The following is a 12,615-nucleotide window of genomic DNA, read 5'->3' on the forward strand; positions in this document are numbered from 1 at the left end:
ATGGAAAGCACGGTGTGGAGTGCGGAGGGCAGGGAGGCCCTGGCGGCTGTCGCCGCGTCCGTTGCTGCGCTTGCGGCCTTCACCGGCGCCCCGGCAGGCAATGCTGATCAGTCTCAGGCGGACCTCGCTGGTCCGTCCGGTGCGGGCCTCGCTGGTCCGGCGCGCGTTGATTCGTCCGGGGATGCCGGTCCGCTTCTGGAGGCCGGTCCGTCCCGGGAGGCCGGGTCTGGTCCGCTGTGGGCTGATCCGTTGCGGGATCTGGCGGATGCGTGCCTGGACGGGCTCGGGGAGTTGGCGCGGCTGGAGGCCCGGAGCGTGGCGTTGAAGGTGCGGCTGACCGCGGACTACGCGGAGGCCACGAGGGCCCTGGCGTCCCCGGCGGCGTCCCTGCGGGACCGCACCGTCCAGGAGATGGCGTTGGTCGCGGAGCTCGCGTGTGTCCTGACCGTCAGTGAACACGCCGCCGGGACCCTGCTGGGTGAGTGCCAGGTGCTGACGGCGTCGCTGCCGCTGACCCTGAACGCGCTGCAGGCCGGGTCGATCTCCTGGGCCCACGCCCGGATCATGGTGGAGGAAACCACTGACCTGGACGCGGCCGGGGCGGCCGCGCTGGAGGCGCATTTCCTGGACCCCGGGGTCCCCAACCCGGCCCGCGGCTGCCCCGCCGGGGAACTCGTCCCGGGACGGTTCCGCACGAAATCACGCACCTGGCGCGAACGCCACCACCCGGTCAGCATCGAACAACGCCACACCAGGAGCGCCAAGGACCGGCGGGTTGAATTCGCCCCGGACCGGGACGGGATGGCCTGGCTCTCCGCCTACCTCCCGGCCGGCACCGCCGCGGGGATCTGGGAACGGACCACCGCCGCCGCCCGCGCCCTCCAGGGCCCGGCCGAGCCCCGGACCCTGACCCAGCTCCGCGCCGACATCGCCGCCACCTGGCTGCTGGGCACCGGCACCGACGCCGATGGCAACGGCGGGTGCCCGGGTGTGCCGGTCCCGCGGGCGCAGGTCCTGATCACCGTCCCGGTCCTCTCGCTCCTGGGTGCCGGTGAGGAACCGGCGATGCTGGACGGGTACGGGCCGATCCCGCCGTCCATGGCCCGGGCGCTGGTCGCCGACGGCGNACCCCGGACCCTGACCCAGCTCCGCGCCGACATCGCCGCCACCTGGCTGCTGGGCAACAACACCAACACCTGCGCCTGCGCCGGGACCTCGAGAGGCCCGGCCGGCAGTGCTCCTGCCGGCGGCGGAACCGGTACGTCCGCGGGCGGCTGCGCGGGTGCCTGTGGGGGCGGGTGCCCGGGTGTGCCGGTCCCGCGGGCGCAGGTCCTGATCACCGTCCCGGTCCCCTCGCTCCTGGGTGCCGGTGAGGAACCGGCGATGCTGGACGGGTACGGGCCGATCCCGCCGTCCATGGCCCGGGCGCTGGTCGCCGACGGCGCGGAGTCCTTCCACCGGGTCCTGACCGACCCGCGGGACGGTGCCCCGCTGGAAATCGGCCGGACCAGCTACCGGATCCCGAAGGCGATGCGCCAATGGCTCCGGCTGCGCGACGGCCGGTGCCCCTTCCCGGGCTGTAACAACCCGTCCCTGGACAACGAGGCCGACCACCTGCTGGCCTGGGCCGACGGAGGCACCACCGGGATCACCAACCTCGGCCAGCCGTGCCGCAAGCACCACGGCCTGAAACACGGCTCCGCCTGGACACCGGCCGGGGCCAGCAAAAACAAACCGCCCGGCTGGACCTCGCCCTCAGGCCGGAACTATCCCAGCGAACAACAGGACTGGGAACCATCCGACTGGCCACCCCACCTCCTGCCCGCCGGCGACGGCCTAGACCAAGGCCCGCCCGCGGACGACGGACCGGGCCAGGATTTGCCCCCGGACCCAGACCGGGATCCCCACCTGGAACTGCCCGCGGACCCAGACCGGGATCCCCACCTGGAACTGCCCGCGGACCCAGACCGGGATCCCAACCTGGAACTGCCCCCGGACCCAGACCGGGACCCCCACCTGGAACTGCCCCCGGACCCAGACCGGGACCCCCACCTGGAACTGCCCGCGGACCCAGACCGGGATCCCAACCTGGACCTGCCCCCGGACCCAGACCGGGACCCCAACCTGGAACTGCCCGCGGACCCCTTCCCGCACTGGTACCTCGATACGGGGGCACGAATGGTCCCCGGCTGACTTGGCGGATCCGCCCTGGCCACCGGGCCCCGGTGGGCCCCACCCGGAATCCTTCCTGATCCAGTGCGCCTGAACGACAGGCTGCACGCTGATTCGGGGCGGTCAATCCGCCAAGTTGTCCCTAGCCGCTGAGAGGCAGGGGCGGCAGGGCCTCCTGGTACAGCCACGGGTGCAGCAGTGCCTCCGTGTCGAGGCCGGTCGCGTGGTCCGCGGTGAGGATGAACTGCGGCGTCGAGACGGAGCCGTGCCGGTTCTGGCTGGCCCATTCGTGCAGGAGGGAGAAGAACGCCAGGTCGCCGCAGCGCAGGCGCAGGGCATGCAGCGCCAGGGCGCCGCGTTTGTACACCCGGTCATCGAACATCAGTTCCGGCCCGGGGTCGCCCACGAGCAGGTCCTGCTTTCCGGCGCTGAGTTTCCGCCACGCGCTGGCGGCCCGGCGCGCCACCGTCATGACCCCGGCCTCTTCGGACCAGATCCATTCCGCATAGCAGGCAAATCCCTCGTGCAGCCAAATGTCCTTCCACGAGGCCGCCGTCAGCGAGTTGCCAAACCACTGGTGGGACAACTCGTGGGCGATGAGCCGCTGGGAGTCCCAGCCAGGCTCCAGATGGTTGGGGCCGAAGATGGACAGGCTCTGCGCCTCCAGTGGGATTTCCAGCTCGTCGCCCGCCACCACCACCGTGTACTCTGCGAAAGGATACGGGCCAAAGCAGTCGATGAAGGTGCGCATCATCTCTGGCTGCCGCGCCAGTCCCGCCCGGGCCGCGTCGGCCAGCGCAGACGGAACGGCCGCGTACTGGGGCACCTGCGCCGCCGCAGTGACGGGGTTGAGGGTCAGGAGCTCGTAGCGGCCGATCTGGACCGTGGCGAGGTAGGTGGACATGGGCTCCGTCTGCTCGTAGACCCAGGTCTCGCGGCTGGACCGGCTGGTGCGGGCGATCAGGATCCCGTTGCACACGGCCCGGTAGTTCGCATCCGTGGTCACCGAGATTCGGTAACTGGCCTTGTCCAGCGGGTGGTCGTTGCAGGGGAACCAGGACGGTGCGCCGTTGGGCTGGCCCGCCACGAGGACGCCGTCGGTCAGTTCCTCCCAGCCCACTTCGCCCCATAGCCCGCGTCGGGGCGTCGGGTTGCCCTCGTAGCGGATGTCCAGGGTGAATTCCTCACCCGGCAGCAGGCCGGCATCGGGGACGACGACGAGCTGGTCGGCGCGCTGGCTGAACTTCCGCACCCTCCGCCCGCTGAGCTGGATCTTGGTGGCCCGGAGTCCGGTCAGGTCCAGCACAATGGCCGAGGTGGGGCGTTGCGTCACGGCATGCACCACGGCGCGTCCGTTCAGGCGGTTGCTACTGAGCTTGTAGTCCAGCTCGAGTTCATAGCGGGTCACCCGGTAGGCATCCGTGCCATGGCCCGGCAGGTAGGGGTCGGGGGAGCCCGCCGCATCGTCGGTGGGCAGGCCGCTGCCGGCGCCCGCCGGGGCAGCGGGACTCAGGGGACTCGAACTCATCAAACCGGCTTTCGGGATTGCAGGTGCAGGACGAACAGCGCGGGGCTACTTCGGCTTAGGGGCCGGCACCGCCGGCCCGACCCACGGGCTCACCGGATTCCCCATCCAGTAGCTCGCGGCGGGCACCGTCTCACCCCGCATGACCAGGGATGCCGGGCCCACGGTGCCCCCCTTGCCAATCCGCGCCTGCGGGAGGATGACTCCGTGCGGTCCCATCGTTGCCCCGTCATCGAGCGTAACAGTGTCGATGCTCATGACGCGGTCGTGGAAGAGATGGGTCTGGACCACGCAGCCGCGGTTGACCGTGGAGTTCCGGCCCAGGGTGACGAGATCCGCCTCGGGAAGCCAGTAGCTCTCGCACCAGGTGCCGGCGCCGATCCGTGCCCCGAGGGCCCGCAGCCACCAGACAAGGGCGGGGGTCCCGGCGGCCGAGCGCGCGAACCAGGGCGCACTGACCATTTCGATGAAGGTATCCACGACCTCGTTGCGCCAGATGAAGGAGCTCCACAGCGGGTGCTCGCCGGGCCGGATGCGCCCCACCAGCAGCCATTTCGCCACGACGGCGCTGCCGGCTGCCGCGGCGCCGGCGAGCAGGATCACGACGCCGCCCAGGAGCGCCGCGATGCCGTAATTGAAGACCGTGGCGAGCCAGTCGAAGGCGAGGAGAACCCCTGCGGCGATCGCGACCGTCGCCACGACGGGGACAAAACGGCACAGTTCCCACAGCGCCCGGGCGATCTTCAGCCTCAGCGGCGGCTGGTACGTCCTCGTGTCGTCGGAGGCGATGGCGGTCCGCCGGAGCCGGACCGGCGGGCTGCCCAGCCAGGATGTCCCGGCCTTCGCCTTCGCGGGAGTGGCCGAGAGCACGGCCACGAGGGAGTTTTTGGGAACGTTGCGGCCGGCCGCGGTCATCCCGGAGTTGCCCAGGAAGGAGCGTTTGCCAATCTTCGCGGGGGCGATCCGCAACCAGCCGCCGTCGAGCTCATAGGAGGCCACCATCGTGTCATCGGCCAGGAAGGCTCCTTCGCCCACGGTGGTCATCTTCGGGATCAGCAGGACAGTGGAGGCCTCCACGTTCTTGCCGATCCTCGCGCCCAGCAGGCGCAGCCAGACCGGTGTGAAGAGACTGGCGTAGATGGGGAAGAGCAGGTCGCGGGCCAGGTCCAGGACCCGTTCTGTGGCCCAGACCTGCCAGCCGATCCTGCTGCGCACCCGGTAGTAGCCTTCGGCCAGCCCCAGCCCCAGGAGCCGGGTGGTGAGGAGGATCAGCACAAGGTTGGATAGGAACCAGACGAGAGCCGCCGGCGGCAGGGACAGCAGGAGCTGCGGCAGCGCGGCGGTCAGCGAGGCGCTGCCCCGGATGAAGGCAAAGACCACGAGGGCCGCGGCGGCGGCGGACAGATAGGGGATCAGGGCCAGGGCCGCCGAGGCGGTGGCGAAGCCGGCAAACCAGAGCCGGCCGATCAGCCGGTGCTCCGGGGGAGCCTCCGGCCAGGAGTGTTTGGCCTTGCCCCGCCGCTCGGCCGGGGACCCGGCGACCAGCTGCCCGGCCTTCACCTTGCCCAGCACGGCCGAGCCGGGTTCCACCCGGGCCCCGGCGCCGATCGTTGCCCCGGGCATCAGGGTACTGCGGGCGCCGATGGTTGCGCGGGGCCCGATACGGATGGCGCCGATGTGGACGACGTCGCCGTCGATCCACCAGCCGGACAGATCGACCTCGGGCTCGACGTTGCAGCCGCTGCCGAGCGAGAGCAGGCCGGTGACGGGCGGCAGCGAGTGAAGCTGGACGTCGTCGCCGATCTTCGCCCCGAGGGCCCGGGCGTAATACGGCACCCAGGGGGCGCTGGCCAGGCTCACCGCGCCGGCCAGGTCCTGGATCTGCTCGGCCAGCCAGAGGCGCAGGTGCACCCGGCCGGAGCGCGGGTACGTTCCCGGCACCGCCTTGCGCAGCAGCAGCCGGGCGGCGGCGATGGAGATCAGCATCCGGCCCGCAGGGCTGACGAAGACGAGCCAGGAGGCGCCCACCCACCACCAGGACACCGTGGGCGCCGCCGAGAAGCCGGCCAGGGAGGAGAGCAGATTGTTCGCCGCCATGAGATACGTCAGCCAGCGCATGCCGACCAGGATGTGCAGCGGAACGCCCATCAGCGTCTGGAAGACCTGTGACTTGCGGGCCGTGCGCCGGACCGTGCGTTCCGGGGCCGGACCAGCCCCGCCCTCGGGCAGCGACTGGCGCGCGGTTTCGATGAGCGCCCCGACCCGGGGAGTGGCGTAGATGTCGGCCACCGTGATGGTGGGGTAGCGCACGCGAAGGGCGGACACGAGCTGCGCGGCGGCGAGAGACCCGCCCCCGTAGGCGAAGAAGTCGGCGTCCAGGTTGGACACGGCGCTGCCGAGCACCGCACTCCACTGCTCCACGATCCAGGTTGCATCATCCGGGAGGTTCAGCGGGGCCGCTGCGGCGCCGGTGGCGCCGGCCCCGGCCAGCGGCCAGGGCAACGCGTGCCGGTCGACTTTGCCGCTGGTCTTGGTAGGCAGCGAATCGACCACGGTCAGCAGCGGAATCAGCGCAGCCGGCAGACTTTCGCCAAGGAGCTCCCGGGCGGCCGCCAGATCGAGATCCCGGCCGCCGGCGGGGGACAGGTAACCGACGAGGATCTGGTTTCCGGCCGCCGTCGTCTGCACGGTTGCGGCCGCGCCGGCCACGTCCGGCAAAGCCTGCAGGGCGGCGTCGATCTCGCCGAGTTCGATCCGGCGCCCGCCCAGCTTGACCTGTTCGTCGGCGCGGCCCTGGAAGATCAGCCCCGCGGCCTCGTAGCGGACCAGGTCGCCGGAGCGGTAGGCGCGCGTCCAGCCGAGCGACGGCATGGGGGCATATTTCTCGGCGTCCTTGGCCGGGTCCAGGTACCGGGCCAGGCCGACGCCGCCGATGATCAGTTCGCCGATTTCCCCCTCGGCGACCGGCACGGAGTCGGCGTCCACGACGGCGAGGTCCCAGCCGTCCAGCGGCAGGCCGATCCGGACTGGTCCGGTACCCCGCAGCGGCGCAGCGCAGGCCACGACGGTGGCCTCGGTGGGGCCGTAAGTGTTCCAGACCTCGCGGCCCTCGACGGCGAGCCGCTCGGCGAGGTCCGGCGGGCACGCCTCGCCGCCGAAAATCAGCAGACGTACGCTCTCCAGGGACTCCGCCGGCCAGAGCGCGGCAAGGGTGGGAACGGTGGACACGACGGTGATGCCGTGGCTGATCAGCCAGGGGCCGAGGTCCATGCCGGTCCGGACCAGGGCCCGCGGCGCCGGGACCAGGCAGGCGCCGTACCGCCAGGCCAGCCACATTTCCTCGCAGGAGGCGTCGAAGGCCACCGACAGTCCCGCCAGGACACGGTCCTGCGGGCCGATGGGATCGTCCTGGAGGAAAATCCGGGCCTCGGCGTCGACAAAGGCCGCCGCGGAGCGGTGCTGCACGGCGACGCCTTTGGGGGTGCCGGTGGAGCCGGACGTGAAGATGACCCAGGCGTCGTCGTCCGGGCCGGGCAGCCGCGGGGCCGGGAACGGGCGGGGCCGGGAACCCTCCGTCACAATCTCCGCGGCGCCGTGTAGCGTGCCGGCGACCCGGGCTTCGCCGAACACCAGCCGGGCGCGCTCCTCCGGATCGTCGGCGTCGACCGGGACATATGCCGCCCCGATGAGGAGCACAGCCAGGACGGCGATGTAGAGCTGGTTGGTGCCGGAGGGAATCCGGACGCCGATCTTGTCCCCGGCCCCCAGTCCTGCCCGGTGCAGCTCCCGTGCCTTGGCCCGGACCGCCGACAGCAGCTGGGCATAACTGAGCGACTGGTGGCCGTCGTCGAGCGCGGAGGCATCCGGGAAGCGACTGGCCGAGTCATGGAGGATGTCGACCAGCGTCCGCTCCGGCGGTGCGGCCAGCGACCCCGGGAGTTGCGCCTGGAAGACCGGGCTGACGGTGGCGAGCGCCTGCGGAAGGCCGTTGCGTTGGGGTTGCTGTTGTTGCTCAGTCACAGGGGGATCTTCTCCGGCCTAGGTGAACGGAAGGTGTCCGGCGTCGCTTTGTGTTAATACTCCGCCTCCGGCCGGTTGTCCGCACGCTCTTTTTGCCGACGTGTCCCCCTGCCGTCGGGCGGCAGGAGCTACGGAATCAGGATGACTTTGCCGGTGGTGCGCCGCTGCTCCAGGTCATCGTGGGCCCGGGCGGCTTCCGCCAGATCGTAGCGGGCGCCAATCCGGACCTTGAGGCTTCCGTCGGCGACCGCCGCGAAGAGCTCGTCCGAGCGCCAGCGGCGCTCCCGCGCGTTGCGCAGGAAATGGCCCACTGTCGGCCGGGTCAGGTACAGCGAGCCTCCGGCGTTGAGCCGCTGCGGATCGAAGGGCGGCACCGGCCCGGAAGCGGCACCGAAGAGCACCAGCGTGCCCCGGATGCGCAGGGCCTCGAGGGACCCGTCAAAGGTGTCCTTCCCGACGCCGTCGTACACCACGTCCGCGCCGGCCCCGTCGGTCAGTTCACGCACCCTGGCGGCGAAGCCCTCGTAGCGCAGCACATGGTCGGCGCCGGCCTCGCGGGCCAGCTGCTCCTTGTCGCCGGTAGAGACGGTCGTGATGACGCGCGCGCCCCGGGCCTTGAGCAGCTGGATCAGCAGGAGTCCGACGCCGCCGGCTCCGGCGTGCAGCAGCACGGTGTGGCCGGGCTCGACCTTGAAGGAGGAATTGATCAGGTAGTGCGCGGTGATCCCCTGCAGCGGTAGGGCAGCGGCCGTGAAGTCGTCCACGCCGTGGGGGACCGGCAGTGCCTTGTCCTCATCGATCAGGGCGTAGCCGGCATAGCAGTTGACGCCTTCAGCCGTGGCGACCCGGTCGCCCGGGGAGAATCCGGTCACGCCGTCACCAAGTTCCTCCACCGTGCCCGAGGCCTCCGAGCCGGGGGTGAAGGGGTAGGTCACCTTGTAGCTGCCGCTGCGCTTGTAGGTGTCGATGAAGTTCACCCCGACGGCGGCGACCTTCACCAGCAGCTGGCCCGGACCCGGAACCGGGCGTTCCACCGGGGCGAGCGTGAGGACCCCGGGGCCCCCGGCCTCGCGGGCGACGATTGCATGCATCCTGTGTCTCCTTGGGTGGGCGGAAGATCAGCAATGATCTTCCTGGCTGACTATGCGGCCGAATTCTCCGGACTGAGTATTTCCGGACTGAGTATTCCGGCCCGGAATTCTCGGCCCTTATCCTGGACCCATCCTAGGGACACCGGCGCCAAGGACGAAGTGACGGCCGGTATCCGGCCGTCACTTCGTGTCAAACAGGAAAATCATGGCCCCGGGCAGGAGGCCTCCGCGGAACCGCGCTGCCGCCCAGTGCTGCCGCCCAGTGCAGCCGCCCAGCGCTGGCGCTTAGTAGCGGCGGGTGACGGTCGCCATCGGGCACTCGAAGTGGCGTCCGGCGGAGAGGCCGACGTCGTTGAGGTAGCGGACGATGATGCCGTACGACTGCATCAGCGTGGTTTCGGTGTAGGGAACCTGGTGCTTCGCGCAGAACTCGCGGACGATCACGGCGGCCTTGTCGAGCTGCGGCCGGGCCATGTCCGGGAAGAGGTGATGCTCGGCCTGGCGGTTGAGGCCGCCGAGCAGGATGTCCATAAAGCGGCCGCCGGAGATGTTCCGGGACGTCAGGACCTGGCGGCTGAAGAAGTCCACGCGGCTGTCGGCCGGCAGGACCGGCATGCCCTTGTGGTTCGGGGCGAAGGAGGCTCCCATGTAGAAACCGAAGACGGCGAGCTGGACCGCGATGAACGCGAGCGCCATGCCCCACGGCAGGAAGGTGAAGGCGAGCACCGGGAGCAGGCTCAGGCGGACCACGAGGATCGGGATCTCAACCCAGCGGTGCGTGACCTTGGAGCGCTGGAAGATGAACTTGATCGAATCGATCTGCAGGCCCAGGCCCACGAGGAACAGCAGCGGAAAGAAGAACCAGCCCTGCTTGCGGGTAAGGAAGGAAAGCCGTCCCTGCCGGGTGGCGGCGGCTTCCGGGAAGAATGCGATGGCGCCGGTGGCGATGTCCGGGTCCTTCGAAATCACGTTGGGGTGGTTGTGGTGCGCGCCGTGCTTCTGCTCCCACCAGGAGTAGCTGATCCCGGCGACCGAGGTGGCCAGCAGCCGTGCGGCCCAGTCATTGGCGCGGCGGGAGGCGAAGATCTGGCGGTGTCCGGCCTCGTGGGCCAGGAAGCTCAGCTGGGTGCAAAGGATGCCGATGGCCGCGGCGATGAGGAGCTGGAACCAGCTGTCACCGATCAGGGCGAAGCCGAACCAGGTCGCGGTCATCAGGAGGACCAGCACGGAGAACACCGTGATGTAGAAGCCGACGCGGCGTTCCAGCAGTCCCGCAGCCTTGACGGTCTTCAGGAGTTCGGAGTAGCTCAGGACGACGGCGTTCGGCTGCCGGATACGCGATTTCGGTCGCTCCGGCGTTGCGGCGGTGAGGGTCATGTAGCGCGTGCCTCGAAACTGTTACGGGCAACGCTGCGCCCGACACTCGGACGGCAAGATTGGGGGGTCACCCTTCCCCAAGGATACGCCCCGGCACTGCACTGCCCTCCCGAACCGGATCGACCGGCCGGGTGCGGGCGCCGGTCGGGACCTTCCGGGGCCAGGCCCGGACACGGAGCAGCGTATGCATAATTATCGGCATCTATGCATACTCTTGCTGTATAGTCGGTGGTATGACTATTTCTGTTGCCGTCTCCGGCGCAAGCGGTTATGCCGGCGGCGAGGTGCTGCGGCTCCTCGCCGGCCACCCCGACGTTACGATCGGCGCCATCACGGCCCACAGCAACGCCGGTTCCAGACTAGGGGAATTACAGCCCCATCTCCACGGTCTGGCAAGCCGAATCCTCGAAGACACGACTGTGGCGAACCTGTCCGGACACGACGTCGTGTTCCTGGCCCTGCCACACGGTGCCTCTGCGGAGATCGCGGCGCAGCTGCCGCCTGGGACGCTCGTCATCGACGCCGGCGCCGACCACCGGCTGTCCGATGCGGCCGCCTGGGAGAAGTTCTACGGCACCCCGCACGCTGGAACCTGGCCCTACGGGCTGCCGGAGCTTCCGGGCCAGCGCGAGGCGCTGCGCGGCGCCAAACGGATCGCCGTGCCGGGCTGCTACCCGACGTCGGCCCTGCTGGCCCTGACCCCGGGCTTCAGCAACCACCTGCTGCAGGCGGACGACGTCGTCATCGTTTCCGCGTCCGGCACCTCCGGGGCCGGCAAGGCCGCCAAGGTCAACCTGATCGGCGCCGAAGTCATGGGCTCGATGAGCCCGTACGGCGTCGGCGGCGGACACCGGCACACCCCGGAGATCGAACAGGGGCTCTCCCAGGCCCTGAACGCGCCGGTCACGGTGTCCTTTACCCCCACCCTGGCCCCCATGAGCCGGGGCATCCTCACCACCGCGACGGCGAAGGTCCGGCCCGGCGTCACCGCCGAGGAACTCCGCCACGCCTGGAGCGAGGCGTACGACGACGAGCCCTTTGTCCACCTGCTCCCGGAAGGCCGCTGGCCCTCCACCAAGTCGGTGCAGGGATCCAACCACGCCGTGATGCAGCTGGCTCTCGACGGGCATACCGGCCGCGTCATCGTCACCTGCGCCATCGACAACCTGACCAAGGGGACCGCCGGCGGGGCCGTGCAGTCCATGAATATTGCCCTCGGCCTGGCGGAAACCGCCGGCCTCGATCTGCAGGGAGTCGCACCATGAGCATCACCGTCCCCCAGGGATTCCGCGCCGCCGGCGTCACGGCCGGCCTGAAGACCTCCGGCAACCCGGACCTGGCCCTCGTGGTCAACGACGGCCCCGCCAAGGCGGCCGCGGCCGTGTTCACCTCCAACCGGGTGGCCGCCGCCCCCGTGCACTGGTCCCGCGAGGTCGTCAAGGACGGCCGCGTGGACGCGGTGATCCTGAACTCCGGCGGAGCCAACGCCTGCACCGGCCCGCAGGGTTTCCAAAACACGCACACCACTGCCGAGAAGACCGCGGAGGCGCTCGGCGTCTCGGCCACCGACGTCTTCGTCTGCTCCACCGGCCTGATCGGCGAGCAGCTGCCGATGGACAAGATCCTCGCCGGGATCGGCGCCGCCACGGCAGCGCTGAGCTCCGACGGCGGACCCGACGCCGCCACCGCGATCATGACCACGGACTCCGTGCCCAAGCAGGCGCTGTTCATCGGCGCGGATGCCGACGGCAAGGAATTCACCATTGGCGGGATGGCCAAGGGCGCCGGAATGCTCGCCCCCGGGCTCGCCACCATGCTGGTGGTCCTCACCACGGATGCCGACGTCCAGCCGGACATGCTCGACGTCGTGCTCCGGGACGCCACCCGGGTCACCTTTGACCGGGCGGACTCGGACGGCTGCATGTCCACCAACGACACCGTGGTGCTGCTCGCCTCCGCAGCCTCCGGCGCTGTGCCGTCCGCCGTCGACTTCGGCAAGGGCCTGACCCAGGTCTGCGCGGAACTGGCCCGCAAGCTGATCGGCGACGCCGAAGGCGCCAGCCACGACATCGCGATCCGCACGTTCAACGCCGCCAGCGAAAAGGACGCCGAGGTGGTCAGCCGCGCCGTCGCCCGCTCCAACCTCTTCAAGGCCGCGATCTTCGGCAAGGACCCCAACTGGGGCCGGGTGCTCTCCGCGGTCGGAACCACCGACGCTGCCTTCGAGCCCGACCGGCTCAACGTCTCCATGAACGGCGTGCAGATCTGCCGCAATGGCAGCATCGGCGATGACCGCGGCCTCGTGGACCTGGAACCCCGCGAGGTCCGGGTCGACATCGATCTCCAGGCCGGTGAGGCCGAGGCCACGATCTGGACCAACGACCTCACCCACGAGTACGTCCACGAAAACAGTGCCTACTCCAGCTAGGC

7 protein-coding genes are annotated in these 12,615 nt (G+C 70.2%); 3 read left to right on the forward strand and 4 right to left on the reverse strand.

Annotated features, from left to right (window positions below):
• Positions 1–2,193, forward strand: a complete 2,193-nt coding sequence (locus tag ACZYZ3_RS14485; RefSeq protein WP_463964512.1) for an HNH endonuclease signature motif containing protein — start codon at positions 1–3, stop codon at positions 2,191–2,193.
• A gap of 121 nt (positions 2,194–2,314) precedes the next feature.
• On the opposite strand, the gene ACZYZ3_RS14490 is transcribed toward ACZYZ3_RS14485, so the two are convergent.
• The 4 genes from ACZYZ3_RS14490 to ACZYZ3_RS14505 all read right to left on the reverse strand — a co-directional run bounded on the left by ACZYZ3_RS14490 (position 2,315) and on the right by ACZYZ3_RS14505 (position 10,185).
• A complete protein-coding gene (locus ACZYZ3_RS14490) occupies positions 2,315–3,700 on the reverse strand; it encodes a M1 family metallopeptidase (RefSeq protein ID WP_463964513.1) in 1,386 nt (461 codons plus the stop codon).
• 45 nt (positions 3,701–3,745) lie between these two features.
• A complete protein-coding gene (locus tag ACZYZ3_RS14495; protein ID WP_463964564.1) occupies positions 3,746–7,624 on the reverse strand; it encodes a Pls/PosA family non-ribosomal peptide synthetase in 3,879 nt (1,292 codons plus the stop codon).
• A gap of 221 nt (positions 7,625–7,845) precedes the next feature.
• Positions 7,846–8,808 (reverse strand): quinone oxidoreductase family protein, encoded by a 963-nt coding sequence (locus ACZYZ3_RS14500; RefSeq protein WP_463964514.1) that lies wholly within the window; start codon positions 8,806–8,808, stop codon positions 7,846–7,848.
• Positions 8,809–9,093: 285 nt separating this feature from the next.
• The gene (locus ACZYZ3_RS14505; protein WP_463964515.1) at positions 9,094–10,185 is read right to left on the reverse strand and encodes a fatty acid desaturase family protein; all 1,092 of its coding nucleotides are present in this window, start codon (positions 10,183–10,185) and stop codon (positions 9,094–9,096) included.
• Positions 10,186–10,418: 233 nt separating this feature from the next.
• Between ACZYZ3_RS14505 and argC the strand changes: the two genes are divergently transcribed.
• Both argC and argJ read left to right on the forward strand, forming a co-directional pair.
• On the forward strand, positions 10,419–11,450 hold the full coding sequence (gene argC / locus ACZYZ3_RS14510) for an N-acetyl-gamma-glutamyl-phosphate reductase (protein ID WP_463964516.1): 1,032 nt from the start codon (positions 10,419–10,421) through the stop codon (positions 11,448–11,450).
• On the forward strand, positions 11,447–12,613 hold the full coding sequence (gene argJ, locus ACZYZ3_RS14515) for a bifunctional glutamate N-acetyltransferase/amino-acid acetyltransferase ArgJ (protein ID WP_463964517.1): 1,167 nt from the start codon (positions 11,447–11,449) through the stop codon (positions 12,611–12,613). The genes argC and argJ overlap by 4 nt, the downstream gene beginning before the upstream one ends.
• Positions 12,614–12,615: the final 2 nt, after the last annotated feature.

Source organism: Pseudarthrobacter linnaei (assembly GCF_055412825.1).